This window comes from Streptacidiphilus rugosus AM-16 (assembly GCF_000744655.1).
Classification (GTDB): Bacteria; Actinomycetota; Actinomycetes; order Streptomycetales; family Streptomycetaceae; genus Streptacidiphilus; species Streptacidiphilus rugosus.
This window is the reverse complement of record NZ_JQMJ01000004.1, coordinates 3415419-3441883: the sequence shown is the minus strand read 5'-3', so window position 1 is coordinate 3441883 and position 26465 is coordinate 3415419. Positions and strand designations below refer to the sequence as shown.

20 protein-coding genes and 1 tRNA gene are annotated in these 26465 nt (G+C 70.2%); 14 read left to right on the top strand and 7 right to left on the bottom strand.

Annotated elements, in window-relative coordinates:
* Positions 1–17: 17 nt before the first annotated feature.
* From BS83_RS24470 to BS83_RS24420, 11 genes are all read left to right on the top strand, one after another.
* Positions 18–90, top strand: a tRNA-Trp gene (locus BS83_RS24470).
* 114 nt (positions 91–204) lie between these two features.
* Positions 205–534: a preprotein translocase subunit SecE gene (gene secE, locus BS83_RS24465; protein WP_037605747.1), complete on the top strand. Its 330-nt coding sequence runs from the start codon at positions 205–207 to the stop codon at positions 532–534.
* Between the two features lie 130 nt (positions 535–664).
* Positions 665–1522, top strand: a complete 858-nt coding sequence (gene nusG, locus BS83_RS24460; protein WP_198035293.1) for a transcription termination/antitermination protein NusG — start codon at positions 665–667, stop codon at positions 1520–1522.
* Positions 1523–1588: 66 nt separating this feature from the next.
* Positions 1589–2872, top strand: a complete 1284-nt coding sequence (locus tag BS83_RS24455) for a hypothetical protein (protein WP_037605746.1) — start codon at positions 1589–1591, stop codon at positions 2870–2872.
* Positions 2873–3065: 193 nt separating this feature from the next.
* Entirely contained in the window at positions 3066–3500 is a 435-nt protein-coding gene (gene rplK, locus BS83_RS24450; RefSeq protein WP_037605745.1) for a 50S ribosomal protein L11, read from the top strand.
* An 87-nt stretch (positions 3501–3587) separates the two neighbouring features.
* On the top strand, positions 3588–4310 hold the full coding sequence (gene rplA, locus BS83_RS24445) for a 50S ribosomal protein L1 (protein ID WP_037605744.1): 723 nt from the start codon (positions 3588–3590) through the stop codon (positions 4308–4310).
* 144 nt (positions 4311–4454) lie between these two features.
* Positions 4455–5288 carry a LolA-like protein gene (locus BS83_RS24440; protein ID WP_037605743.1) on the top strand — a complete coding sequence of 278 codons (834 nt, stop codon included), beginning with the start codon at positions 4455–4457 and terminating at the stop codon, positions 5286–5288.
* Between the two features lie 335 nt (positions 5289–5623).
* A complete protein-coding gene (gene rplJ, locus BS83_RS24435) occupies positions 5624–6196 on the top strand; it encodes a 50S ribosomal protein L10 (RefSeq protein WP_037605742.1) in 573 nt (190 codons plus the stop codon).
* 76 nt (positions 6197–6272) lie between these two features.
* A complete protein-coding gene (rplL, locus tag BS83_RS24430) occupies positions 6273–6656 on the top strand; it encodes a 50S ribosomal protein L7/L12 (RefSeq protein ID WP_037605741.1) in 384 nt (127 codons plus the stop codon).
* 703 nt (positions 6657–7359) lie between these two features.
* Positions 7360–10833, top strand: a complete 3474-nt coding sequence (gene rpoB, locus BS83_RS24425) for a DNA-directed RNA polymerase subunit beta (RefSeq protein ID WP_037605740.1) — start codon at positions 7360–7362, stop codon at positions 10831–10833.
* A 104-nt stretch (positions 10834–10937) separates the two neighbouring features.
* Positions 10938–14837 carry a DNA-directed RNA polymerase subunit beta' gene (locus BS83_RS24420; protein WP_037605739.1) on the top strand — a complete coding sequence of 1300 codons (3900 nt, stop codon included), beginning with the start codon at positions 10938–10940 and terminating at the stop codon, positions 14835–14837.
* 75 nt (positions 14838–14912) lie between these two features.
* On the opposite strand, the gene BS83_RS24415 is transcribed toward BS83_RS24420, so the two are convergent.
* The 7 genes from BS83_RS24415 to BS83_RS24385 form a co-directional block, all read right to left on the bottom strand.
* Positions 14913–16244, bottom strand: a complete 1332-nt coding sequence (locus BS83_RS24415; protein WP_037605738.1) for a M48 family metalloprotease — start codon at positions 16242–16244, stop codon at positions 14913–14915.
* A gap of 108 nt (positions 16245–16352) precedes the next feature.
* Positions 16353–16844, bottom strand: a complete 492-nt coding sequence (locus BS83_RS24410; protein ID WP_037609770.1) for a Pycsar system effector family protein — start codon at positions 16842–16844, stop codon at positions 16353–16355.
* Between the two features lie 2 nt (positions 16845–16846).
* Complete coding sequence (locus BS83_RS24405) at positions 16847–17833, bottom strand: hypothetical protein (RefSeq protein ID WP_037605737.1); 987 nt, start codon at positions 17831–17833, stop codon at positions 16847–16849.
* Positions 17834–17904: 71 nt separating this feature from the next.
* On the bottom strand, positions 17905–20244 hold the full coding sequence (locus tag BS83_RS24400) for a hypothetical protein (protein WP_051943816.1): 2340 nt from the start codon (positions 20242–20244) through the stop codon (positions 17905–17907).
* The gene (locus tag BS83_RS24395) at positions 20241–21098 is read right to left on the bottom strand and encodes a hypothetical protein (RefSeq protein WP_051943813.1); all 858 of its coding nucleotides are present in this window, start codon (positions 21096–21098) and stop codon (positions 20241–20243) included. The genes BS83_RS24400 and BS83_RS24395 overlap by 4 nt, the downstream gene beginning before the upstream one ends.
* Positions 21099–21242: 144 nt before the next feature.
* Positions 21243–21938 (bottom strand): Crp/Fnr family transcriptional regulator, encoded by a 696-nt coding sequence (locus BS83_RS24390; RefSeq protein ID WP_232248474.1) that lies wholly within the window; start codon positions 21936–21938, stop codon positions 21243–21245.
* A gap of 117 nt (positions 21939–22055) precedes the next feature.
* On the bottom strand, positions 22056–23420 hold the full coding sequence (locus BS83_RS24385; protein WP_084713999.1) for a DUF2786 domain-containing protein: 1365 nt from the start codon (positions 23418–23420) through the stop codon (positions 22056–22058).
* 236 nt (positions 23421–23656) lie between these two features.
* Between BS83_RS24385 and BS83_RS42915 the strand changes: the two genes are divergently transcribed.
* The 3 genes from BS83_RS42915 (at position 23657) to rpsL (ending at position 26463) form a co-directional block, all read left to right on the top strand.
* The gene (locus tag BS83_RS42915; RefSeq protein WP_037605735.1) at positions 23657–24955 is read left to right on the top strand and encodes a DUF2637 domain-containing protein; all 1299 of its coding nucleotides are present in this window, start codon (positions 23657–23659) and stop codon (positions 24953–24955) included.
* A gap of 165 nt (positions 24956–25120) precedes the next feature.
* A complete protein-coding gene (locus BS83_RS24375; protein ID WP_232248473.1) occupies positions 25121–25765 on the top strand; it encodes a DUF1707 and DUF4190 domain-containing protein in 645 nt (214 codons plus the stop codon).
* Between the two features lie 326 nt (positions 25766–26091).
* The gene (gene rpsL / locus BS83_RS24370) at positions 26092–26463 is read left to right on the top strand and encodes a 30S ribosomal protein S12 (RefSeq protein ID WP_014144289.1); all 372 of its coding nucleotides are present in this window, start codon (positions 26092–26094) and stop codon (positions 26461–26463) included.
* Positions 26464–26465: the final 2 nt, after the last annotated feature.

Below are 26465 nucleotides of genomic sequence, written 5' to 3'. Positions count from 1 at the left end.
CCGCACCCCGGGCTCGAAGGGTCGTAGCTCAATTGGTAGAGCACCGGTCTCCAAAACCGGTTGTTGGGGGTTCAAGTCCCTCCGGCCCTGCTGTTCCGCCCTGTCGGAATCCCGACTCAGGCGGTACCGTCGGCAGTGCAATTCAGGGGCCCCGCAAGTTCGCGGGTGCCCCTACTGGTACCCGGATTATCAGGTGAGGGACAAGTGACGGAGACCGTAGGCTCCACCGCCACACCTGAGAGCGGCTCCGGCGGGGACGAAGCGTCCCGTCGCGACCGGAAGCGCGCTCGCAAGGCCGGCGACCCCGAGGGCAAGGGCGGTCGCGGCAAGCGCGCCAAGGGCCCGAACGTCTTCGCGCGCACCGCGCTCTTCTACCGCCAGATCATCACCGAGCTGCGCAAGGTCGTCTGGCCGTCCCGCAGCGACCTGACCTCCTACACCTCGGTGGTCATCGTCTTCGTGCTGGTGATCATGGCGCTCGTCTACGGTCTCGACACCGGCTTCGTGAAGCTCGCCTCGATCGTCTTCGGCTGACGCACCCGAGGCCTGCTCCGTCCAAACTGCAGCACCGAGCGCCCGGACGTCACTTGTCCGGGCGCTCCGCTAACGTTGTGTCGGTATCGTTGAATCCACCGATCGCAACAAGCAGGAAGAAGCAGCCAACGTGTCTGAGTCCCACTCGTACGACGCCGCTGAGGCCCTGGAGGCCGAGGAGCAGGCGTGGGGCGACGACTCCGTCGAGGAGATCGTCGACAACGCCGATTCCGACGTCGACGAGGTCGAGGCTGCTGAGGAAGCGGCCGGTCGCTCCGCCGAGGAGGAGGCCGTGAACGTGGTCTCCGCCGACGAGTCCTCCGCCGTGGAGGCCTTCGAGGAGGCCGAGGCCGCGGTCACCGAGGATGACGGCGTGGAGATCGACCCCGTGGCCGCCTTCCGCGAGGAACTGCGGATCGCCCCGGGTGAGTGGTACGTCATCCACACCTACGCCGGTTACGAGAACCGCGTGAAGGCCAACCTGGAGCAGCGCGCCGTCTCGCTCAACGTCGAGGACTACATCTACCAGGCCGAGGTGCCGCAGGAAGAGGTCGTCCAGATCAAGAACGGCGACCGCAAGACCATTCGCCAGAACAAGCTCCCCGGCTACGTGCTGGTGCGCATGGACCTGACGAACGAGTCCTGGGGCGTCGTCCGCAACACCCCCGGCGTCACCGGCTTCGTCGGCAACGCCTACGACCCGTACCCGCTGACGCTGGACGAGGTCGTCAAGATGCTCGCGCCCGACGTCGAGCGCGCCGCGGCCAAGGAGGCCGGCAAGCCGAGCCCGGTCCGCCCGTCCGAGGTCCAGGTCCTGGACTTCGAGGTCGGCGACTCGGTCACCGTCACCGACGGCCCGTTCGCCACGCTGCAGGCGACGATCAACGAGATCAACCCGGACTCCAAGAAGGTCAAGGGTCTCGTCGAGATCTTCGGCCGCGAGACCCCGGTCGAGCTCTCCTTCGACCAGATCGCCAAGAACGACTGATCGCCTGACAGCCGCGAGCCCCGCACCCATCATGGGTGCGGGGCTTCGTCGTTCACGGGGGAACGCATGGGCATCGAGGACGAGGGCGATCTCGCCGTTCTGCTGTACCGCGCGGCGCACGCGCCGCTGCGGCCGACGGTCGAGCTGGACGTCGAGCGGCATGCCGAGGCCGAGGCCGCGCTGCAGCGGCACGCCGCGGCGGAGGTGCGACGCCTGAGCGGAGGGCTCTCGTTCGGCGTGGAGATACCGGAGCGGGATCCCGACGCGGTCGTGCGCCGGCCGGACTGGCTCTTCGGCGACGTCCGCTGGGAGCTCGGCGGGTCCACCGAGGCGCTGGGCCGCCCGGCCGTCTCCCTCATGCTCCGGCCCGACCGCAGGGTGCCGGTGCTGCGCATGGACTTCGTGGAGCGGATCGAGCTGCTGGTCGACGCGGAGACGGGTCTGCTGCTGCGCCTGGCCGAGGTCTTCGACGGCCGACCCCTCCGGACGCTCACGGTGCGGGCGATCGGCCCGGAGGCGGCGGTACCGGAGCCGCACGCGGAGGCGGGCCCGGAGCTGGGCCCCGGGCCGGCGATGACCGCCGCGCAGGTGGGTCGCACCGCGCGGGGCCTGGTACTGACGCTCGGGCGGATGGCCTTCGATCCGGCGCTGCGCCGGGCGCTGCGCGGGAGTGAGGGCCAGGTCCCGCTGCCGGCCCCGATGGAGCCGACCGAGCCCGAGCCGCTGGACGAGCCCGCCCCGTCGGTCGAGGAGGTGGTCCGGCTGCTGGCCCTCGCCCGGCCGACCGGTCTGGCGGGCACGCTGCGCACCGACTTCGGCGAGGCCCGCATCGCCCTGGCGGAGGACGGTCGCTTCCGGATCGACCCCACCAGGAGCATCGGGCCTGCTGCCGCGCAGGCTCAGGCCTACGACGGCGAGCGGCACTACCGCCTGATGCCGCACCGCCTCGTCGTCCGGCCCGGCGAGCCGCCGGTGTTCCTCCTCGACTCCCTGCGTCGCCCCCGCGCGGAGCTGCGCCGACCGCTGGCCGTGCGGGACGTGGTGGTCTGGGAGGGGCGCCGTGCCGTCCGGATCACCGCGGGCGGCGACGGACTCGTCGTCGACCTGGCGACGGGTCTGGTGCTGGCCACCGGCCACCTGGAACTGCACGACCTCGGGCCCGCACCCGAGGAAGCGGAGTCCTACCGGCTGGAGGCGCCCCCCGGCGTCCCGGTCGTCGAGGCGGAGCAGGCTGACGAGGGCTTGTTCGACGACGCGCAGTTGCCGCCGCCGGTCCGTGCGGGGCTGGAGGGCGCGGCGCGCGTGGTCGGGGGAGTGGCCGAGGGAGTGGCCCGGCTGCTGGGTCGTTAGGCGGTCTCCCCGGCCGGAGGCTGGGGGAGGATTTCGGGCTGGCCGGGGTCTCGGGCTATTCTGGTTCGATGTGTGTGCACTGCGGGTTGCTGGCTCTCTGAGTCGCCGCGAACGACACACGGACATCCAAGGCCCCGCCGGTGCGCTGACGCACGCCGGTCGGGAACACCTCTCGTAAGGACCCGGAGAGAGCATGCCTCCCAAGAAGAAGAAGGTCACGGGGCTTATCAAGCTCCAGATCAACGCCGGCGCGGCCAACCCCGCGCCGCCCGTCGGCCCCGCGCTGGGTCAGCACGGTGTCAACATCATGGAGTTCTGCAAGGCCTACAACGCGGCCACCGAGTCGCAGCGTGGCATGGTGATCCCGGTGGAGATCACGGTCTACGAGGACCGTTCCTTCACCTTCGTCACCAAGACTCCGCCGGCCGCTCGCCTCATCCTGAAGGCCGCGGGCGTGGAGAAGGGCTCCGGCGAGCCGCACAAGACCAAGGTCGCCAAGATCACGGCTGCCCAGGTCCGCGAGATCGCCACCACCAAGATGCCCGACCTGAACGCGAACGACATCGAGATGGCCGAGCGCATCATCGCCGGTACCGCTCGTTCGATGGGCATCACCGTCGAGGGCTGAACCCCTCGGTAGAGCTTTTCCCGTGGTAGGGCCGGCGCGGCCCGTAGCAACCACGACTCCACGCCAAGAAATCCAGTAGGAGCAGCAGTGAAGCGCAGCAAGGCTCTGACTGCCGCGGCCGCCAAGGTCGACCGCGAGCGTCTGTACGCCCCCCTCGAGGCCATCCGTCTGGCCAAGGAGACCTCCACCACCAAGTTCGACTCGACCGTCGAGGTCGCCATGCGTCTGGGTGTCGACCCGCGCAAGGCCGACCAGATGGTCCGCAGCACCGTGAACCTCCCGCACGGCACCGGCAAGACCGCCCGGGTCCTGGTCTTCGCGACCGGTGACCGTGCCGCGGCCGCGGAGGCTGCGGGCGCCGACATCGTCGGTGCCGACGAGCTGATCGACGAGGTCGCCAAGGGTCGTCTGGACTTCGACGCCGTCGTCGCCACCCCGGACCTCATGGGCAAGGTCGGCCGCCTCGGCCGCGTGCTCGGTCCCCGTGGCCTGATGCCGAACCCGAAGACCGGCACCGTGACCCCGGACGTGGCGAAGGCCGTGACCGAGATCAAGGGCGGCAAGATCGAGTTCCGCGTCGACAAGCACTCGAACCTGCACCTGATCATCGGCAAGACGTCGTTCGACACCGAGAAGCTGGTGGAGAACTACGCCGCGGCGCTGGAGGAGGTCCTCCGGGCCAAGCCGTCCGCCGCCAAGGGCCGTTACATCAAGAAGGTCGCCGTGAGCACCACCATGGGCCCCGGCATCCAGGTCGACCCGAACCGCACCCGCAACCTCCTCGTCGAGGAGGACCCGGCCAACGTCTGACGATTCGTCGTCCGACGCGCCAGGTTCGCGGCAGTTCTGAAACGGGCCGGTACCAGTTCCCTCGGGAACGGGTACCGGCCCGTTTTCTTGTCATGACACGGGTGTAGCGTCGATGGCCGACAGAATCTTCTGAGGGGGAACCACATGCGTCACACCCGTACGCTCGTCGCCGCGACGACCGTCGCGCTCGCTCTCGGCGCCGTCTCCGCCTGCAGCGCTGCCAAGCAGGCCGCGGAGGGCGCCGCGGCCCCGCTGGTCAGCGTCGCCGACGCGATGTCGCTCGCGACGACGAAGACCGACGGCTACAGCTCGGTCAAGGTCACCGCGCAGATCAGCAGCGGTGGCAGCGGGCAGATGTCGATGTCCGGCCGGATCGGCTGGAAGCCCTTCGCGATGGACGTCTCGGTCCAGAGCCCCAAGCTCGCCCAGCTGGGGTCCGGCACCATGCGCGAGATGTTCTCCGGCTCGACCATGTACCTGAACATGGGCGCCGACGCGGCCGCGAAGATGGGCGGCAAGCACTGGATGAAGATGGACCTCTCCACCCTCGGCCCGTCCGGCAAGAGCTTCTCGGACATGATCAACCAGAGCGGCGGCCAGGACCCCGCCACCCAGCTCAAGCTGCTGACGACCTCGAAGGGCATCAAGCGGGTCGGCACGGAGACGGTGAACGGCGTCAAGGCCACGCACTACCAGGGCACCGTCAACGTCTCCGACCTGCCGGCCAACGCCAGCGGCGGCCTCAAGAACCTGCTCGAGTCCGCGCAGAAGGAGGGGCTGACCAGCGAGACGGTCGACGCCTGGGTGGGCGCGGACAACCTGCCCGTGCGCATCTCCACGTCGGCCGCGACCAACGCCGGCACCTTCTCCTCCACGGTCGACTACTCCGACTACAGCGCGAGCTCCGTCACGGTGACGCCGCCGGCTGCCTCCGACACGCTCGACTTCGGCCAGCTGCTCAAGGGCCTCAAGTCCTGATTCCGCGCCGCCCCGGGGGGCGATTTGCCCCCCGGGCGGTCGGTCACGTAGTCTTCCCATCAAGCCACTGACCGCTGGTTGCTCGCGTGTGCCCGCAAGGGTCACGGGAGCCGAAGGATCCGCACAGCGAATGCTGCGGACAGCCCGCGCAGGTTGATTCGAGGACATCAGTCCCGCCGCTCCATCACCCGGTGATGTCGAGCGGAGGTCCGAGCCCCGTGCGCCTGCGCCGGGGCTCGTCGTAGTTTCAAAAGCTTTCCTTCCAGCGCGATAGGCGTAGCAGGTCGACTCATTGGTCGGCCACGCATCGACATCACGGAAGGAGGCGTAAGCCTATGGCAAGGCCCGACAAGGCTGCCGCCGTTGCCGAGATCACGGACAAGTTCCGCGGCTCGAACGCGGCCGTGCTGACCGAGTACCGCGGTCTGACCGTGGCGCAGCTGAAGACGCTGCGTCGCTCGCTCGGCGCGAACGCCGAGTACGCCGTGGTGAAGAACACGCTGACCAAGATTGCGGCCAACGAGGCCGGGATCACGACGCTGGACGACCTGTTCGCGGGTCCGACGGCTGTCGCCTTCGTCGCCGGTGACCCGGTGGAGTCGGCCAAGGCTCTGCGTGACTTCGCCAAGGACAACCCTGCGCTCATCATCAAGGGCGGCGTGCTCGACGGCAAGCCGCTCACCGGTGACGAGATCAAGAAGCTCGCGGACCTCGAGTCCCGCGAGGTGCTGCTCTCCAAGCTGGCCGGTGCCATGAAGGGCAAGCAGTCTCAGGCTGCCGCGCTCTTCCAGGCTCTGCCGTCCAAGATGGTTCGCACCATCGAGGCGCTGCGCGCCAAGGTCGAGGAGCAGGGCGGTGCCGGTACGCCGGCCCCCGCCGTCGAGGACGAGGCTCCCGCCGCGGAGTAATCCGTTCTCGCAGCGGGCCCGTACGCCCGCCGTATCAATACATCCGGCACCAGCCGATTAGTGGAAGGACGCCATCATGGCGAAGCTCAGCCAGGACGACCTGCTCGCGCAGTTCGAGGAGATGACCCTCATCGAGCTCTCCGAGTTCGTGAAGGCCTTCGAGGAGAAGTTCGACGTCACCGCCGCCGCCCCGGCCGCCGCGGTCGTCGTTGCCGGTGGTGGCGCTGCCGCCGAGGCTCCCGAGGAGAAGGACGAGTTCGACGTCATCCTCACCGGCGCCGGCGACAAGAAGATCCAGGTCATCAAGGTCGTGCGTGAGCTGACCTCCCTGGGCCTCAAGGAGGCCAAGGACCTGGTCGACGGTGCGCCGAAGCCGCTGCTCGAGAAGGTCAACAAGGAGACCGCTGACAAGGCTGCCGAGGCTCTCAAGGCCGCCGGCGCCGGCGTCGAGGTCAAGTAAGACCTTTCGGGCCGCCGCCCGAGCGCTCTGCCGCTTCTGAACGGAAGCACCGGCCGGGGCGATCACTCCCAGGAGTGATCGCCCCGGTTTTTTGTATGTCCGAATAGCACCGTTTCAGGCCATCTGGACTAGACGGGGTGCCGACTGTCAGTGCAGGCGAGTATGGTGATCGTCGTTGCCCAGGAGTCCGTCCCGAGCAGCGGCGATGCCGGTCCGTAACCGAGTCCGCAGTCGCCGCGCCCTTGACGAACGGGACGCGGCGCGCAATTCTCAGGACGCGAGGTCTTGAGCGAGCAGGCAGCGAAGTCGGCAGGCAGCCGACAGCACGAAGGCATGGATTCGCCTCGTGGTGGGAAGCATTCACCACGTGACGCAGTGACCGCCCTCAGTGGACGGAAGAGGCGGCCCCGAGAGGGGATCGCCCGCGAGGTAGGGAGTTCGACGATTCGGTCTCCGAATCCGGACTGGACAGCAGTGTGCCGTCTGGCTACACTGTCCCTTTGCGCTGCCTTTTAGCTGCTCCGTGACTCGTCGCCCGGAGTTTGCGCTGCCCCGACCAGGGGTGGCACCCCGTTCGCGCACCGGCTCTGACCAGGAGAAACGTCCCTGGTGACGAGTCCAGTGCGGGAGCGCGGATGCTACCCGTGAGACGGGCGGGCCCGGTACGCGCGTAGTGAGTCCGAGCCCTCGGAAGGACCCCCTCTTGGCCGCCTCGCGCAACGCCTCGAACACCTCCGCATCCACCGCCCCGCTCCGTGTTTCCTTCGCGAAGATCCGCGAGCCCCTCGAGGTCCCGAACCTCCTGGCGCTCCAGACCGAGAGCTTTGACTGGCTCCTCGGCAACGCCGCCTGGAAGGCGCGGGTCGACGCCGCCCTCGCAGACGGTCACGACGTCCCGACCAAGTCCGGTCTGGAGGAGATCTTCGAGGAGATCTCCCCGATCGAGGACTTCTCCGGGTCCATGTCGCTGACCTTCCGCGACCACCGGTTCGAGCCCCCGAAGAACTCGATCGAGGAGTGCAAGGACCGCGACTTCACCTTCGCGGCCCCGCTCTTCGTCACGGCCGAGTTCACCAACAACGAAACTGGTGAGATCAAGTCCCAGACGGTCTTCATGGGTGACTTCCCCCTGATGACCAACAAGGGCACCTTCGTCATCAACGGCACCGAGCGTGTCGTCGTGTCCCAGCTGGTCCGTTCTCCTGGCGTCTACTTCGACACCACCCTGGACAAGACCTCTGACAAGGACATCTACTCCGCCAAGGTCATCCCCTCGCGTGGTGCCTGGCTGGAGATGGAGATCGACAAGCGCGACATGGTCGGTGTCCGCATCGACCGCAAGCGCAAGCAGTCGGTCACCGTCCTGCTCAAGGCGCTCGGCTGGACCTCCGAGCAGATCCTGGAGGAGTTCGGCCAGTACGAGTCGATGCGCGCCACCCTGGAGAAGGACCACACCCAGGGTCAGGACGACGCGCTGCTCGACATCTACCGCAAGCTGCGCCCGGGCGAGCCGCCGACCCGCGAGGCCGCGCAGACGCTTCTGGAGAACCTCTACTTCAACCCGAAGCGCTACGACCTGGCCAAGGTCGGCCGGTACAAGATCAACAAGAAGCTGGGTGTCGCCCAGGGGCTCGACTCCGGTGTGCTGACCGTCGACGACATCATCGCGACGATCCGCTACCTGGTGCAGCTCCACGCGGGTGAGACCGAGCAGGTCGCGCCGAACGGTTCGACGATCGTCATCGAGGACGACGACATCGACCACTTCGGCAACCGTCGTCTGCGCAACGTCGGCGAGCTGATCCAGAACCAGGTCCGTACGGGTCTCGCCCGTATGGAGCGTGTCGTGCGCGAGCGCATGACCACCCAGGACGTCGAGGCGATCACGCCGCAGACCCTGATCAACATCCGGCCGGTCGTCGCCTCCATCAAGGAGTTCTTCGGCACCAGCCAGCTGTCCCAGTTCATGGACCAGACGAACCCGCTGTCGGGGCTGACCCACAAGCGTCGTCTGTCCGCGCTGGGCCCCGGTGGTCTGTCCCGTGAGCGCGCCGGCTTCGAGGTCCGTGACGTGCACCCGTCCCACTACGGACGCATGTGCCCGATCGAGACCCCTGAAGGCCCGAACATCGGTCTGATCGGTTCGCTCGCCTCCTACGGCCGGGTCAACGCCTTCGGCTTCGTGGAGACGCCGTACCGCAAGGTCGTCGAGGGTGTCGTCACCGACGACCTGGACTACCTGACCGCCGACGAGGAGGACCGCTTCGTCATCGCGCAGGCCAACGCCCCGCTGACGGACGACAACCACTTCGCCGAGGCCCGTGTCCTGGTCCGCCGCCGTGGCGGCGAGATCGACTACATCCCCGGTGTCGAGATCGACTACATGGACGTCTCGCCGCGCCAGATGGTGTCGGTCGCGACCGCCATGATCCCGTTCCTCGAGCACGACGACGCCAACCGCGCGCTCATGGGCTCGAACATGATGCGCCAGGCCGTTCCGCTGCTGAAGAGCGAGTCCCCGCTCGTCGGCACCGGCATGGAGTACCGCGCCGCCGTCGACGCCGCCGACGTCATCTCGGCCGAGAAGTCCGGCGTGGTCCAGGAGGTCTCCGCGGACTACGTCACGGTCGCCAACGACGACGGCACCTACACCACGTACCGCGTGGCCAAGTTCACCCGCTCCAACCAGGGCACGGCCTTCAACCAGAAGGTCATCGTGGACGAGGGCGCGCGCATCGAGGTCGGCCAGGTGCTGGCCGACGGCCCGTGCACCGACGAGGGCGAGATGGCCCTCGGCAAGAACCTGCTCGTGGCGTTCATGCCGTGGGAGGGTCACAACTACGAGGACGCGATCATCCTGTCGCAGCGCCTCGTGCAGGACGACGTCCTCTCCTCGATCCACATCGAGGAGCACGAGGTCGACGCCCGTGACACCAAGCTCGGCCCCGAGGAGATCACCCGGGACATCCCGAACGTCTCCGAGGAGGTCCTGGCGGACCTCGACGAGCGCGGCATCATCCGCATCGGCGCCGATGTCACCACCGGTGACATCCTGGTCGGCAAGGTCACGCCCAAGGGTGAGACCGAGCTGACCCCGGAGGAGCGCCTGCTGCGCGCGATCTTCGGTGAGAAGGCCCGTGAGGTCCGCGACACCTCGCTGAAGGTTCCCCACGGTGAGTCCGGCAAGGTCATCGGCGTCCGCGTCTTCGACCGCGAAGAGGGCGACGAGCTGCCCCCGGGCGTGAACCAGCTGGTCCGCGTCTACGTGGCGCAGAAGCGCAAGATCACCAACGGTGACAAGCTGGCCGGCCGCCACGGCAACAAGGGTGTCATCTCCAAGATCCTTCCGGTCGAGGACATGCCGTTCCTCGAGGACGGCACCCCGGTCGACATCGTGCTCAACCCCCTCGGTGTCCCGTCCCGAATGAACCCGGGACAGGTGCTGGAGACCCACCTCGGCTGGCTCGCCAAGACCGGCTGGGACGTCTCGGGCATCGCCGAGGAGTGGGCCCGCCGTCTGCAGAAGATCGGCGCCGACAAGGCCGACCCGGGGACCAACGTGGCCACCCCGGTCTTCGACGGCGCCCGCGAGGACGAGATCACCGGTCTGCTGGACCACACCACGCTCACGCGTGACGGTGACCGTCTGGTCGGCTCCTCCGGCAAGGCCCGTCTCTTCGACGGCCGTTCCGGTGAGCCGTTCCCGATGCCGATCTCGGTCGGCTACATGTACATCCTCAAGCTGCACCACCTGGTCGACGACAAGCTGCACGCGCGTTCGACCGGTCCGTACTCCATGATCACCCAGCAGCCGCTGGGTGGTAAGGCGCAGTTCGGTGGTCAGCGCTTCGGTGAGATGGAGGTGTGGGCCCTCGAGGCGTACGGCGCCGCCTACGCCCTGCAGGAGCTGCTCACCATCAAGTCCGACGACGTCCTCGGCCGCGTGAAGGTCTACGAGGCCATCGTCAAGGGCGAGAACATCCCCGAGCCCGGCATCCCCGAGTCCTTCAAGGTCCTCATCAAGGAGATGCAGTCGCTCTGCCTGAACGTGGAGGTGCTGTCGTCCGACGGTATGTCCATCGAGATGCGTGACTCCGACGAGGACGTGTTCCGCGCCGCGGAGGAGCTCGGTATCGACCTGTCCCGGCGCGAGCCGAGCAGCGTCGAAGAGGTCTGACAGGGGTTGGGCCGGCTCAGTCCGCTGAGCCGGCCCGCCGCCCCCAGGACCCCCTACTCAGACCACCAGTAAGACTTCGACCCCGAAGGTGGGATTGACGACCCGTGCTCGACGTCAACTTCTTCGATGAGCTGCGAATCGGCCTGGCGACCGCTGACGACATCCGTCAGTGGTCCCACGGCGAGGTCAAGAAGCCCGAGACCATCAACTACCGCACCCTCAAGCCCGAAAAGGACGGCCTCTTCTGCGAGAAGATCTTCGGCCCGACCCGGGACTGGGAGTGCTACTGCGGTAAGTACAAGCGCGTCCGCTTCAAGGGCATCATCTGCGAGCGCTGCGGCGTCGAGGTCACTCGCGCCAAGGTGCGTCGTGAGCGGATGGGCCACATCGAGCTGGCCGCGCCCGTCACGCACATCTGGTACTTCAAGGGCGTCCCGTCGCGCCTCGGCTACCTCCTGGACCTTGCTCCCAAGGACCTCGAGAAGGTCATCTACTTCGCCGCCTACATGATCACGTGGGTGGACGAGGAGCGCCGTACGCGCGACCTGCCGTCCCTGGAGGCGCACGTCTCCGTGGAGCGCCAGCAGATCGAGCAGCGCCGTGACTCCGACCTGGAGGCCCGCGCCAAGAAGCTCGAGGCCGACCTGGCCGAGCTGGAGGCCGAGGGCGCCAAGGCCGACGTGCGCCGCAAGGTGCGCGAGGGCGCCGAGCGCGAGATGAAGCAGCTGCGCGACCGCAACCAGCGCGAGCTGGACCGCCTCGACGAGGTGTGGGCGCGCTTCAAGTCCCTCAAGGTCCAGGACCTGGAGGGCGACGAGCTGCTCTACCGCGAGCTGCGCGACCGCTTCGGCACCTACTTCATGGGCTCGATGGGCGCCGCCGCGCTGCAGAAGCGCCTGGAGTCCTTCGACCTGGAGGAGGAGGCCGAGCGCCTCCGCGAGATCATCAAGACCGGCAAGGGTCAGAAGAAGACCCGCGCCCTCAAGCGTCTGAAGGTCGTCTCCGCGTTCCTGCAGACCAACAACAAGCCGGCCGGCATGGTCCTGGACTGCGTCCCGGTCATCCCGCCGGACCTGCGTCCGATGGTGCAGCTGGACGGTGGCCGCTTCGCGACCTCCGACCTGAACGACCTGTACCGCCGCGTCATCAACCGCAACAACCGCCTGAAGCGGCTTCTCGACCTCGGCGCGCCCGAGATCATCGTGAACAACGAGAAGCGCATGCTCCAGGAGGCCGTGGACTCGCTGTTCGACAACGGCCGTCGTGGTCGTCCGGTCACCGGTCCGGGCAACCGCCCGCTGAAGTCCCTGAGCGACATGCTCAAGGGCAAGCAGGGTCGTTTCCGTCAGAACCTGCTCGGCAAGCGCGTCGACTACTCGGCCCGTTCGGTCATCGTCGTCGGCCCGCAGCTCAAGCTGCACCAGTGCGGTCTGCCGAAGGCCATGGCGCTGGAGCTCTTCAAGCCGTTCGTGATGAAGCGCCTGGTGGACCTGAACCACGCGCAGAACATCAAGTCGGCCAAGCGCATGGTCGAGCGTGCCCGTCCGGTCGTGTGGGACGTGCTCGAAGAGGTCATCGCCGAGCACCCGGTTCTGCTGAACCGTGCGCCCACGCTGCACCGCCTCGGCATCCAGGCCTTCGAGCCGCAGCTGGTCGAGGGCAAGGCCATCCAGATCCACCCGCTCGTCTGCACCGCGTTCAACGCGGACTTCGACGGTGACCAGATGGCCGTCCACCTGCCGCTCTCCGCGGAGGCGCAGGCCGAGGCCCGCATCCTGATGCTGTCCTCGAACAACATCCTCAAGCCGGCCGACGGTCGCCCGGTCACGATGCCGACGCAGGACATGGTCCTGGGTCTGTTCTTCCTGACCTCCGACCGCGAGCTGGACACGCTCCGCGGTGTCGGCCGTGCCTTCGGCGCGACCTCGGAGGCCGTCATGGCCTTCGACGCCAAGGAGCTGGACCTCCAGGCCCCGATCGACCTGCGCCTGCCGGTCGGCACCGTCCCGCCGCGTGGCTGGACCCCGCCGGTCGACGAGGACGGCAAGCCGTCGTGGACGGAGGGCGAGCCGCTGCGTCTGCGGACGACCCTGGGTCGCGCGCTCTTCAACGAGCTGCTGCCCGAGGACTACCCGTTCGTCGACTACGAGGTCGGCAAGAAGCAGCTCTCCGCCATCGTCAACGACCTGGCCGAGCGCTACCCCAAGGTCGTCGTCGCGGCGACCCTGGACAACCTCAAGGCCGCCGGTTTCCACTGGGCCACGCGCTCGGGTGTCACCGTCTCGATCTCGGACGTCGTCGTTCCGCCGACCAAGCCGCAGATCCTGGAGGGCTACGAGGCCCAGGCCGAGAAGGTCCAGAAGCAGTACGAGCGCGGTCTGATCACCCGTGACGAGCGCCAGCAGGAGCTCGTCGCGATCTGGACCAAGGCGACCAACGAGGTCGCCGAGGCGATGAACGCGAACTTCCCGAAGACGAACCCCATCTTCATGATGGTCGACTCGGGTGCTCGTGGAAACATGATGCAGATGCGTCAGATCGCCGGTATGCGTGGTCTGGTGTCGAACGCCAAGAACGAGACGATCGCCCGTCCCATCAAGGCGTCGTTCCGTGAGGGTCTGTCCGTGCTGGAGTACTTCATCTCCACCCACGGTGCCCGTAAGGGTCTCGCCGACACCGCCCTGCGTACCGCCGACTCCGGCTACCTCACCCGTCGTCTGGTCGACGTCTCCCAGGACGTCATCATTCGCGAGGAGGACTGCCAGACGGAGCGCGGTCTCAAGCTGCCGATCGCCACGGTGGGCGCCGACGGCGTCCTCCGCAAGGTCGACAACGTCGAGACCAGCGTCTACGCCCGCACGCTGTCCGAGGACATCGTGGTGGACGGCCAGGTCATCGCCCCGGCCGGGGTCGACCTGGGCGACGTCATGATCGACGAGCTGGTCCGCGTCGGCGTCTCCGAGGTCAAGATCCGCTCGATCCTGACCTGTGAGTCCGCCGTCGGCACCTGCGCCATGTGCTACGGCCGCTCGCTGGCCACCGGCAAGCTGGTCGACATCGGTGAGGCGGTCGGCATCATCGCCGCCCAGTCCATCGGTGAGCCCGGCACCCAGCTGACGATGCGTACCTTCCACACCGGTGGTGTGGCCGGTGACGACATCACCCAGGGTCTGCCGCGTGTCGTCGAGCTCTTCGAGGCCCGTAACCCGCGTGGTGTGGCCCCGATCTCCGAGGCCCAGGGCCGCGTGCGGATCGAGGACACCGAGAAGACCCGCAAGATCGTCATCACGCCGGACGACGGCAGTGACGAGATCGCCTACCCCGTCTCCAAGCGCGTCAAGCTGCTGGTCGAGGAGGGCTCCGCGGTCTCGGTCGGCGAGAAGATGACCGCGGGTACGGTCAACCCGCACGACGTGCTGCGCATCATGGGTCAGCGCGCCGTGCAGGTGCACCTGGTCGAGGAAGTCCAGAAGGTCTACAACAACCAGGGTGTGTCGATCCACGACAAGCACATCGAGATCATCATCCGGCAGATGCTGCGCCGTGTGACGATCATCGAGTCGGGCGACGCCGAGCTGCTCCCGGGCGAGCTCGTCGAGCGCGGCCGCTTCGAGGTCGAGAACCGTCGCGTGGTCTCCGAGGGCGGTCACCCCGCCTCCGGCCGTCCGCAGCTGATGGGTATCACCAAGGCCTCGCTGGCCACCGAGTCCTGGCTGTCGGCCGCCTCCTTCCAGGAGACGACCAGGGTCCTCACGGACGCGGCGATCCACGCCAAGTCCGACCCGCTGCTGGGCCTCAAGGAGAACGTCATCCTCGGTAAGCTCATCCCGGCCGGTACGGGTCTGCCCCGCTACCGCAACATCCGGGTGGAGCCCACCGAGGAGGCGAAGGCCGCGATGTACTCCGCCGTCGGCTACGACGACATGGACTACTCGCCCTTCGGCGCCGGCTCCGGCCAGGCCGTCCCGCTGGACGACTACGACTACGGCCCCTACACGGGCTGACCGGTCACGCAGTGAGCCGCAGGGCGGCTGCTCCCCCCGAACGGGGTGGGGCAGCCGCCCTGCGGCGTTTCCCGGCTAGGAGCGGGCGGAGAGGTAGTCCTCCATCTGCCGGATCCGGGTGAAGTTGTCGGGGTGGCTGGCGAGCAGCTTGGCCACCGTCGACTTCTCCACGGCCTTGCGGCCCCCCGCGGCTCGCGCGGCCGCCGCGGCCTCGGCCGCCTCGGTCTCCTCGGCGGCCTGGAAGCGCTGGAACACCTCGATCATCGCCGGGGCGAAGCCGAGCTCGGCCGCGTGCAGGTCGGCCTTGAGTTCCGCCTTGCGGTCCACCGCCGCGAGCAGCAGCGGAGCCAGCAGCGCCAGCAGCAGCCAGGGGTAGGTGCTGACGACCGCGAAGACGATCAGCGCGACCACGCCGACCACCAGCAGCGCGCCCAGGACCGAGAAGGCCGCGATCACCCTGACCGCGAACGAGACCACGCGGCGGACCAGCCGCCAGGCGAACCGTCCCGGCAGCGAGTACCAGAGCCCCAGCAGCGAGGACCAGGCGTGCCCGCCGCGGTGGTGCCCCAGCTCGTGCGCCAGCACGCCGGCCAGCAGGCCAGGCTCCAGCTTGTCCATCGAGAAGCGGGTGACCCCCACGATGTGCCCGGCCGCGGCGTAGGCGTTGAGGTCGTCGCTCTCTTCGATCCAGAGGTCGTAGACGTCGCCGTCGACTCCGGCCCGTCTGGCCACCTCGGACCAGATCGGCTTCAGCCGGTCCAGGTCCGCGCGCAGCGGGGGCCGCAGGTTCAGCAGGTACCGGGCGATCACGGCCTCGGCCGGCCGGTGGAAGACCAGCGCGCCGGAGGCGAGCCAGAGGACGAGCAGCAGGTAGTTGAAGGGGGTGGGCAGGATGAAGGCGACCAGCACCACGACCAGCAGGCTGCCGAGGAAGTTCGGCACCAGCAGCAGGGCCTTGCCCAGCACGGTGACGTCGGCCTTGCGCGCGTGGTCGGCCATGTGGACCCGGCCGCCCACGTGGTCGAGATCGAGGTCCAGGGCGGGATTGCGGTCCGGATCTGTGCTGTCGGAGTCGGCGGTGCCGGTGTGCACCGTGCTCTCGGGATCCGCACCGCGGGGAGCCGCCGGGGCGGTCTCGACGGCGGGAGCGGCGGCCTGGGCTCCGATGCCTCCCCGAGCGGCCGCGGGCGCGGGCGGGGCCTGGAGGGCGGCTTCGGGGTAGGCGGGCGGCTCGGGGTACTCCGGGGCGCCGGCGGGCGCGAGGGCTTCGGGGTAGGCGGGCGGGGCCTCGCCGGCGGCGGCTTCGGGGTAGGCGGACGGCTCGGGGTAGGCGGACGGCTCGGGGTACGCGGGCGGTTCGGGGTACGCGGGTGCTCCCGGGTAGGCCGGTGGGGTCGAGTCGGACATGGTCGGTTCCTCCTTCGGCGGCGGTGCGGGCGGTGCGGGCGGTGCTGAGTGCGGGTCGTGCCGGTCGTGCCGGTGGTGCCGGTGGTGCCGGTGGTGCCGGACGGATGGTCAGTCGGAGACGAGGAGCAGCAGCGGCAGCAGCCCTGCGGCCAGGGCGAACGCGCAGGTGCCGATCCGGATCCAGCGGTTCTTGCGGGCGGCGATGACGGCGATCTCGGCGACGGACGTCGCCAGGGCCGGACCGGCCGCCTGCTCGGTGTCGGTCAGCGCCCGGTCCAGCAGCCCGGCCCGCTGGGCGCGCAGCACGTCGCCGAAGAACGCCAGCGGCTCTCCCGGCGCCCAGCGGCTGGCGCGGTAGCGAGGAAAGATCGCCAGCAGCATGGCCAGCAGCGAGACCGTGAGGCTCGTGCCGACGGCCAGCAGCAGCGTGAGCCCGACCGCGGAGGCGCGGGCGTGCGACCAGTCCCGGCCGACCAGCAGGCCGCTCAGCAGGCCGAGCACGGTGACCAGCACGGCCGCCTTGCCGTCCGCCCGTGCGGTCTCGGCCCGCAGGTCGCCCAGCAGCCCCAGTGCGCGCTCGCCCCTCGGCTCGGCGGTCACGGTCACTCCCGGCGGCCGGGCGGCTGGTCCTGCGGGCCCTGGTCCAGCTCCGGGCGCTGCGGGTGCGACTGGTCCGGCAGTCCGCCGGTCTGGCGCAGCATGCGCGTCAGCGCGTCGGCGGCGGCCTGGGACATGCCCTCCAGCTGGAAGTGCTCGATGTGCTTGCCCTCGATCATCGTGTTCATCAGGTCCAGCTGGTTGCGGACCACCTGCTGCTGCTCGGCGTTCAGTTGCTCCAGCGCCTTGGGCAGGTCCTCGGGGTGCTGCGCCACCTGCAGCGCCCATGCCTCGACCCCGCCCCGCTGCAGGTAGTACTGGTAGAAGGCGGCCTTCTTGGAGGCGAGCTCGGCGTCGTCGTCCGCGGCGACCAGCAGCTTCTCCTGGATGCCGTGCCGGTAGCCGAGCTGACGGACGGCGCCCTTCTGCTCCGCGCCGGCCTCGTCCAGGTCGAGCTGGACCGAGCAGCTGATGGTCAGCCCGGCGTCCTCGGCCAGCGGCTCGTCCAGCAGGTCCTCCTGCGCCGCCGCCTCCGCGGCGCTGCTGGAGTCGAGCGGGAAGCGGCGGGTGATCCGCCGCAGCCGGCGCTGGATCCGCGGCGTGACCAGGGCGCGGACGTCGCGCAGCCCGCTGGTCACCACCCGCTCCGGCGCGCTCACCCGCCAGTCCACGTCGATGGTGGCCAGGAAGCCGCCGGCGTCCTCCTCGCAGGGCAGCCGCTCGGAGAGGGTGAAGTGGTGGATGCCCATGTCGATCTCGTACAGCGAGCGGTAGCCGCGGCCGGTCAGGTCGCTGCGGCCGGGCCGGCTCGGCGGGAGGAAGACGGCGCACTTGCCGCTGCCGGTCGCGTAGACCAGCGCCGAGTCGACGCGGCCGGGCTGCTTGCGGGCGAAGGAGTCGAAGGTCCCGAGCTGGCGCACGGTCAGCACGGGGTCGGTGAGCTCGGTGAATCTGGCCGCGGACCGGTCGGACGAGCTGCGGAACTCTGGCATCTCGATCACTCCTGTGGGCGAGGGTCTGGCGTGGCGTGGGGTGGGGTGGGGTTCGTCGGGGTGCGTCTGCTTCACGGGTGCAGTGCGGGGGCGGCGGCCGGTCGGCCGCCGTGGCCGGTCGCGCGGACCCGTTCGCAGAAGGCCGCGGCGTCGGGCTCGCTCTTGGCGACGCTGCGCAGCAGGTGCTCCATGCGGCTGCGCTCGAAGTCGGACTCCGCGAGCGCCTGCAGCAGCCGGATCAGGGCCTCCTGCAGGTCGGGGAACCAGGCGACGTCGGTGATCCAGCGGCGCAGCTGCTCCAGCGCGGCCCGGCCGAGCAGCCGGTCCGCGAGCGCGGCGCGCCAGAGGCGCACGATCCGGTCGTGCACGGCGGTGGGGCCGTCGACCGGCGGGAGCGTGGTCACGCTCACCGCCGCACCGGGCGCGGCCGTCGGGACGGCGGCGAGCAGCTCCAGCAGCACGGGCCGGTCCCGCACCGCCGTGGCCCCGTCCTCGGCCGGCGCCGTGGTCTCGGCCGCGCCGCCCAGCAGACCGCAGAGGGCGAGCAGGCGGAGTGCCGGCCCGCCGTCGAGCCAGCCGGTGAGCGCCTCCAGCACGGTGGCGCTCGCGGCGGAGAACAGCAGCAGCACCAGGGCGTCGATCAACCCGGCGAGCTCGTAGGGCAGTTCCCACTCCGACAGGGGGACGGGGCCGGCCTGCTCCTCGGCCTCGGTGAGCTCCTCGGTCAGCTCCGCGTCCAGACGCTCCGTCGCCGCGGCGACGGCCTCGAGCGCGGCCTCGGGGAGCTGGTCGCCGATCAGCGCGAAGCAGCGGATCGCGGTCCAGCGGCGCCGGGTGTCGGCGTCCCCCGACCACATGCGCAGGATGCGCGGGACCGTCGCCAGCCCCGCGTAGTGCGCCAGGGCCAGGGCGTTGGCGGCCTGCAGGCAGAGCTGGAAGAGCGGGGAGACCGACCAGGGCAGCAGCAGGCGGCCCATCACCGAGGAGAGGTCCTCGGTGGCCAGCAGCGCCGTGGCCCACGCGGCTCTGGTGCGGACCAGCGGTCGCGGGTCGGCCGCCAGCTCGTGCACCCACTCGACCAGGGCGGGGCGCGCCGAGGGGTGCCCGGTCCAGGTGTCGCGGAGCACCGCCGACGCGGTGCCGGTGCTGCGGAACGCGGCCATGCGCTGCGGCACCGGGCCCCAGGGCGTCTCCTCGTTCTCGCCGTAGACGCGGGCGCCCGCGAGTTGCACCCGGTTGGCGACCGAGTCGCCGAACGGCTCGATGCCCGGCTCGACGTCCGGTGCGGCGATCCGCTCCAGGGCGCGGTAGAGCTGGTCGGACAGTTCGACCGTCAGCGCGTACGGGGCCTCGTCGAAGACGGCCAGCGCCAGCAGGAAGGCCTTCTCGCGGAGCGGCAGCGCCGTGTCCCCGAACCAGCGGTCGACGCGGGCGCGCACCGCCCGTCCGCCGAACTCGGCCAGCCGCGCCGCGTCCGCAGCGCCTGCGTCGTGGTCGGCGACCAGGGCGGCGAAGTCCGCCGTCTCGGCCATCGACCAGGAGCCCTCGACGAACTCCGCCACGGGCTCCAGCGCGAGCAGCGGAGCGAGCTCCGCGTCCGGCCGCCGGGACCGCAGCTGCGCCGACAGCACCCGCGCGAGCTTCGGCGGCTTCCACAGCAGCGGTCGCAGCTCGCGGACGAGGTTCGGGTCGGTGGCGGTGACCACGAGGTAGCGGCCGCGCTCGCGTTGCTCCTTCTCGATCTCGAACTGCCGGAGCCGGCTCAGCGGCTCGCCCTGCGTGGTGCGGACGCGGTGCAGCAGGTAGCCGTCGGCCTCGGCCGGGTCGCGGAGCAGATCGGCGGCGGCGACCTCGGGCTCCAACGCGCGGACGACGCGCGCCCCGGCCCGGCGCAGCAGCATCAGCCCGGCGGTGCGCAGCCCGCTCCCCGGGGCTCCGAGCAGCACCACGACGTGCTGTTCGCGCAGGGTGGCCAGCGCCGCGTCAAAGGCCGGGCCGGGCTCGAACGCGGCAGCCAGCGCGTCGATCTCCTCGGCCGGGATCTCCCCCGAGGCGTGCACCGCGGCGCGGGCCGCCGCGACCTGGTAGATGTGCGTGTCGCCGACGTGGACGTCGCGGACGGTGCCGCCGGAGACGATGTGCTGGTCGCCCTGGACCAGGCTGCCGCCGAAGCTGGGGGAGCCGCCGGTGAAGTAGTTGCCCCGGTCGATGAAGCTGCGCGGGGTGTTCCGGCGCAGCTCCTTGGCCGCCTCGCGGGCGTCGGGCGGGGCCGGTTCCGGCTCTGCGGCGGCGGTCGGCGCGGGCTGCTCGCCGGGTCTGGCCTGGGCCGCGGGTACGGCCGCGGATGCTGCCGCCGCCTGCTGGCGTGCGGGCTTCTCCTCGCGCGGGGCGGCCGCGGGTTCGTCGCTCATGGCCGCTCACCGGGCTCTCTCGGCGCTCTCGGCGTGCCGGCTCCGCTGCTGCCGATGCCGTTGCCGACGTGGACGTCGCGGACGGTGCCGCCGGAGACGATGTGCTGGTCGCCCTGGACCAGGCTGCCGCCGAAGCTGGGGGAGCCGCCGGTGAAGTGCACCCCCCGGCCCTCCGACGGCGGCGCACCGCCGCCGGAGGGCCGGGAGGCAGCGGCGGGCTCGGCCTGGGTGGCGGACGTGCCGGGACCCCCGACCCGGCCGCCGTGCACCCAGGCATGGAGCTCGCCCTCCTTGCTGGTCAGGCTGATCCGGTGAAAGTCGTCCGGACGGATCCCCCTGTATCCGTGCCGGACGATCCCCCTGTACACCGGGTCGGAGACGCAGAGCACGCAGTCGTCGGCGCGCTCGCGCAGCAGCTGACGCAGCTCGTCTGCGTTGAGTAGCCGGAACGCCTGGTTGAGGTCGGAGCCGACGGCCCCCTCGACCGCACGCTCCGGACCCGCGGCCAGGCCGGCCAGCTGCTGCAGGGCCACCTCGCCCTCGGCCAGCACCAGCCGCAGCCGCACCTGGGTGTCCCTGGCGGCCAGCCGGTTGTAGCCGTGCAGCGCGGCGGGAGTCTCCTCCAGCAGCGCCTTCAACAGGCGCGTCTTCGGAATGGCCGAGCTGATCAGGGCCATCACCGCGTCCCCGCGGTCCTCCAGCCGGGCCTCGTCGGGCTCGACGCCGGCCGCCCTGAGCGTGTCCCTGAGCACGTCGTAGAGCACCCGGCGCAGGAAGACCTGCTGCACGTCGTCGTGGCGGCCGAAGCGTTCGATGTCGGCCAGCAGGATGGTGCGGTTGATGGGATCGGACATGGCTGCCTTCCGCCGCTCGGCCCTGGTGCTGGAAGTCTGGGGGCGGCGCGGCGCCGGCACGAGGACGGATTGCTCACCCGTTCTGTGACCGAATACCCATTTGCTTCAAGGGAGTTGGCGGAACATGCGTGGGGCGGAGGTGGATCAGAGCTCGCGGTCGGGGGTGCGCAGCAGATCCGGGCGCAGCACCAGCAGGCTGCGGCGCCGGGTGACCAGGACGCCGCGCTCCCTGAGGCGTCGCAGCAGCCGGGTGACCGCCTCCCGCGAGGCGCCCACGGAGCCGGCCAGCTCCTGCTGGCTGAGCGGGACGGCCAGGAGTATGCCCTCGTCGGTCTGCACGCCATGGGTGCGGACGAGTTCCAGCAGCAGGCCGGAGAGCCGCTCGCTCACGGTGAGTGCGGCGAACTCCAGGCGGCGCCGGTCGCCGACGCGCATCCGGTCGGCGGTCAGGCCGAGCAGTTGCAGGGCGACCTGCGGGGAGCGGTGCAGAAACCAGGTGAAGCGGTCCTTGTCCACGACCACGGCACGGACCTCTTCGAGTGCGGTGACGGTCGCCGAACGGGGCCTGCCGCTCAGCGCGGCGGACTCCCCGACGATGTCACCGGGGCCGCGTAACGCCAGTAACGCCTCGTACCCGTTCATCGCGGAGGCGGTGACCTTCAGCCATCCGTACAGGATGAGCAGCACATGGGTGGACGGCTCCTCCTGGTGGATGACCATGGAGCGGGCCGGAAAGCGCATCGGATACCCGAGCCCGAGCAGTTCCTCGCGCTCCGCCTGCTCCAGCCGGGCCAGGAAGGGCACCCGGTCGTCCAGGGCGTTGTCCCAACGAGTCGCCACAGGTCCCCCGTAAATCGCATGATGGGTTCCGCTCGTGTTCGAAATATGACGCTACTCTTCCAACTTCCTTCACGCGGCCGGTTCTTGGCGGTTCCTGGCAGATTCGGAGCGATCACGTCAGCCGTCAAGAGCGGGGTCGTGGCCGTGCAGGCGGGCGCGGTCGGCGGCGGCCTGGCCCTGCTGCCAGCCCTCCCAGTCGGTGGCCCGGATGGCCCGGCCGGTCGTGGTACGGGGGAAGAGCACCGCGGTCTGCTCCTCCACCGCCTCCTCGCGGGCGGCCAGCACCGGCAGCAGCTCTCCCGGGTCTGCGGTGACCTCGGCGTCGGCGACCGGGACCGTGGCCTCGGCGGTGGCCTTGGCGGTGGCGGCGGTGAGCCGCTCGCGGATCCGCGAGGCGTAGGCGACCAGGAAGGACTGCCGGAAGGAGCGGCTGCGGCCGCTGCGCTGCACCTCGCTGCTGTTCATGGCGGCGACCGCCTGCACCAGCAGGGAGGTGAAGAGCAGTTCGACCGCGTCGAGGTCGCTCTCGAAGCCGACGACGGTGCAGAAGCCGTTCTGCTTGTCCCAGACCGAGCGGGCCCGGTTGGCCTGCGCGACCGCGTCCAGCAGCAGGGCCTTGGCGTTCTCGTAGGGGCTGTCGATGCCGATCCGGCAGGCGCCCGGGGCGTCCGCGCGGCCGCTGCGGGCCGCCAGCAGCGCCTCGTCGATGCTGTGACGGGTCATCAGCTCCTGCGCCTTGGCGGTGAAGGCCTCGGCCTCCTCCGGATACTCCGTCGACTCGGCCTTGGCCAGCAGCGCGCGGATCCTGGCCAGCAGCTTGGGCTCACCGGCCACCGGCTCGGTCAGCGAGGGGCGGGGCGCCGCGGACCGCCCAGGCACCGGACCGACCTGGGTGAGCACGGGGGCGGTGGACCACATTCCGAGCAGCTCCAGCAGGCAGGCCAGCGCGGAGAAGCGGTCCAGGCGCAGCTCCGCCGCGGCCTCGTCCAGCCAGGCCTCGTCGCGCTCCCAGCGGACGACCGCCTCGATCTCACGCAGCTGGTCCGTCCAGCGGCGGTCGAAGGCGGCGGGGGAGTAGCGCCTGGCCTCCGCCGCGATCAGGGCGACGGCCAGGGCGACATGGGCCGGCTTCAGCCGACGGCGCGTCAGCCGGACCAGATCCGCCGGACGCCAGAAGGCCTGCCCCCACAGCACCGACAGCAACTGTTCGCCCTGGTTCAGCAGCTCCCGGTCCACCCGGCCCCGCTCGGACGCGCGGGCCGCCAGCCGTGAGGCCCAGTCCTCGACGACCACCTCGGCCAGATCCGGGTGCGCGCCGCCCGCCGCGTGGACCGCGCGGGAGACCAGCTCGGGGACCGGCAGATCCTCCGGCGGCGGAGGCGCGGCGGCGGCGTGGGCGGCGTGGTGCTGCGCGGCGTGGCGCTCGCGCGCCGCGCGCTCGTGCTTCCTCCGTGCACGGCGCTGCTGGTTGCTCTTGCTCATCGTGCTGCCTCACGCTCGGTACGGCCCGGTGCGACCAGTGTTTCAGCAGCTCGCCGGGGGCTCCACGAGCGCGCCGCGAAAGTGCGCCCCAGGTCACAATTCGCACACGGGGCCCACTGGTTGCCGATCACGGCTGACTCGATCACATGTCCGACGCTTGTATGTGGCAAGCTGTCCCCGCCCCGTCCCCCCGGGGTCCCACGGTCAGCACGATCACCACGAAGCGAGCACGCCCCATGGCCGACCGCCCCGTGATAACCAAGGCCCACCGCGCCCTCATCGGCGCGGTGGCGGCCGGTGCGTTCATCATCGCCGGAATCGGCTTCGCCGGTTCCTACTCCGCCGTGCGCGACCTCGCCGCCCGCAAGGGCTTCGGGTTGTTCGCCTACGTCTTCCCCATCGGCGTCGACGTCGGCATCGCGGTGCTGCTCGCGCTCGACCTGGTGCTCACCTGGCTGCGCATCCCCTTCCCACTGCTGCGTCAGGCCGCCTGGCTGCTGACCGTCGGGACGATCGTCTTCAACGCCGCCTCCTCCTGGGGCGACGCCCTGGCGATGGGCATGCACGCGATCATCCCGCTGCTCTTCATCGTGGTCGTGGAGGCCGCGCGGCACGCGGTCGGCCGGATCGCGGACATCACCGCCGACAAGTACATGGAGTCGGTCCGCCTGCTCCGCTGGATCCTCTCCCCGGTGCCGACCTTCCGGCTGTGGCGCCGGATGAAGCTCTGGGAGCTGCGCTCCTACGACGAGGTGATCCGGCTGGAGCAGAACCGCCTGGTCTACCGGACCCACCTGCGCGCACAGTTCGGACGCGGCTGGCGCTACCGGGCGCCGCTGGAGATGCTGCTGCCGCTCAAGCTGGCCAGGTACGGCGTTCCGCTCGACCTCGACCTGGTGCGCCGGCCGCAGGTCGCGGAACCCGCGGCGATCGCCGCGCCGGCGCTGGAGGCCCCGCTCGCCCACGACGAGCCGCACCCCCAGCCGCAGACCCACGCCCCGGTCGCCGGCCAGGTCCCCGCGACCGCCGCAGGTCAGGCCGGGGGTCAGGCCGGGGGTCAGGCCGCCGAGGCGCAGCAGGAAGCCGTGGCGCCCGCCTCCGCACCGCCGCTGGTCGGCCCCGCCCCGGATCCGACGAAGGTCGCCGTCGGCGTGCTGAACACCCTCGCCCGCAACCGGCACCGCCGGCCGCTGAGCGACCCCGACGGGGCCCCGGCCCCGGAGGGGGAGGAGGTGGAGACCCCCGCCGACCCGTCCACCCGCGGCATCGGCTGGCTGCCGAACCAGCAGCCGCCCCAGCCCGACCCCGGCCCCGAGGCCTGGTTCTCCCCGCGCGCCGAGCCCGAGCAGGCCTTCGACCTCTACTTCGAGGCGCTCAGCTCCTACATGGACAACTTCGGCCACCAGCCCGACCCGCAGCGACTCAGCGAGTACCTGGCCGCCCACTACGGCACCCAGGTCGCGCCCGCGCTGTTGGACCGTCACTGGCTGGAGCTGCGTCAGCGCTACGCGGAGCGCGTCGAGACCTCGTCCTGACGCACCCGTTCCGGTCCGGAGCGGCCCGGACTGAAGGTCTGTCACAACTGGGCGACAGTCCTCGTCCGCCGGATCGGGCACCGTGCGGGACCGCCGTTCGTCTTGCACTATGGGAGCGGGAGCACGCGAGCGAGCGGGGAGGTCGCAGTGTCCATGATGCAGCCCATGCAACCGATGGACCCGTGGCAGCGGGCGACGCGGCCGGCGGGTCCGCCTGTGCCGCCGGTGCCGGTGGCGCCCGTGCCGTTCCCGCAGGAGGCCATGCGCGCCGCGCAGGCCGACCGGGAACGCACCGTCGACGTGCTGAAGGCGGCGTTCGCCGAGGGCAGGCTCGCCCTGGACGAGTACCAGGACCGGGCCGCCGCCGCGCAGGCCGCGCAGACCTACGGCCAGCTCGCGCAGCTGGTGCAGGACCTGCCGGTCGGCCCGATGCCCACGCCGATGCCCGCCCCGACGTATCCGCCCGCGCCGCAGCTCTTCCAGCCCCCGGCGCCGCTGCCGCCCCCGCCCTACGGCTACCCGCGTCCGTACTACTACGGCCCGCCCCCGTGGCCGCCGGTGCGGCGACGCACCAACGGCGCGTCGGTCGCGGCGCTGCTGCTCGGACTGGCCCAGGTCTTCACCGCGGGGCTGTCCGGTGTGCCGGCGGTGATCTGCGGCGTGATCGCCAAACGGCAGCTGCGCGACCGGGACGAGGACGGCCAGGGCATGGCCACGGCGGGTATCGTCCTCGGCAGTCTCGGTTCCGTGCTGTGGGTGCTGATCTTCCTGTTCGGAATCGTCGCGGGGAGCGGTCCGGTCGGTCCCTGAGAGATCGTCCCGGCGGTCCGCCGCCGTCCGCTCACCCATTCGGCCCAGTGGCTTGACAGTCGCGCCTTGGGTCCACACGCATTTGTTTTGACCCGCGCCTTTGCGCTAGGTACGCTCTGACCTTGTGCCTGGGGTGTCCCCGGGTCTCTCGCGCGTGCGTGCATTCTGGCCGCCGCGCCATGGGATACCGCGCTTCCACACATCCGAGCTTCGCCAGTTCGGGGACGTGCAAGGTGCCCGACACACCCGACCGCGTGGGTCGGGGAGTCGGCGCGTGACGCACCAGGTTAGTTTCACCAGCCTTGGCACAGAGAATCGGAGATACGGTGCCTACGATCCAGCAGCTGGTCCGAAAGGGCCGGCAGGACAAGGTCGAGAAGAACAAGACGCCCGCACTGAAGGGTTCGCCCCAGCGCCGCGGCGTCTGCACGCGTGTGTACACGACCACCCCGAAGAAGCCGAACTCGGCTCTGCGTAAGGTCGCCCGTGTGCGCCTCACCAGCGGGATCGAGGTCACCGCCTACATTCCGGGCGAGGGCCACAACCTGCAGGAGCACTCCATCGTGCTCGTGCGTGGCGGTCGTGTGAAGGACCTGCCGGGTGTGCGTTACAAGATCATCCGCGGCTCTCTCGACACCCAGGGTGTGAAGAACCGCAAGCAGGCCCGCAGCCGCTACGGCGCCAAGAAGGAGAAGTAAAA

Bases quoted from the DNA above. Each gene is read 5' to 3' on its own strand.
- BS83_RS24385 (WP_084713999.1), bottom strand. From the start codon at position 23,420: ATGAGCAAGAGCAACCAGCAGCGCCGTGCACGGAGGAAGCACGAGCGC.
- BS83_RS24400 (WP_051943816.1), bottom strand. From the start codon at position 20,244: ATGAGCGACGAACCCGCGGCCGCCCCGCGCGAGGAGAAGCCCGCACGC.
- BS83_RS24375 (WP_232248473.1), top strand. From the start codon at position 25,121: ATGCAACCGATGGACCCGTGGCAGCGGGCGACGCGGCCGGCGGGTCCG.
- BS83_RS24440 (WP_037605743.1), top strand. From the start codon at position 4,455: ATGCGTCACACCCGTACGCTCGTCGCCGCGACGACCGTCGCGCTCGCT.
- BS83_RS24455 (WP_037605746.1), top strand. From the start codon at position 1,589: ATGGGCATCGAGGACGAGGGCGATCTCGCCGTTCTGCTGTACCGCGCG.
- BS83_RS42915 (WP_037605735.1), top strand. From the start codon at position 23,657: ATGGCCGACCGCCCCGTGATAACCAAGGCCCACCGCGCCCTCATCGGC.
- rplJ (WP_037605742.1), top strand. From the start codon at position 5,624: ATGGCAAGGCCCGACAAGGCTGCCGCCGTTGCCGAGATCACGGACAAG.
- BS83_RS24405 (WP_037605737.1), bottom strand. From the start codon at position 17,833: ATGCCAGAGTTCCGCAGCTCGTCCGACCGGTCCGCGGCCAGATTCACC.
- BS83_RS24415 (WP_037605738.1), bottom strand. From the start codon at position 16,244: ATGTCCGACTCGACCCCACCGGCCTACCCGGGAGCACCCGCGTACCCC.
- rplK (WP_037605745.1), top strand. From the start codon at position 3,066: ATGCCTCCCAAGAAGAAGAAGGTCACGGGGCTTATCAAGCTCCAGATC.
- BS83_RS24395 (WP_051943813.1), bottom strand. From the start codon at position 21,098: ATGTCCGATCCCATCAACCGCACCATCCTGCTGGCCGACATCGAACGC.
- rplL (WP_037605741.1), top strand. From the start codon at position 6,273: ATGGCGAAGCTCAGCCAGGACGACCTGCTCGCGCAGTTCGAGGAGATG.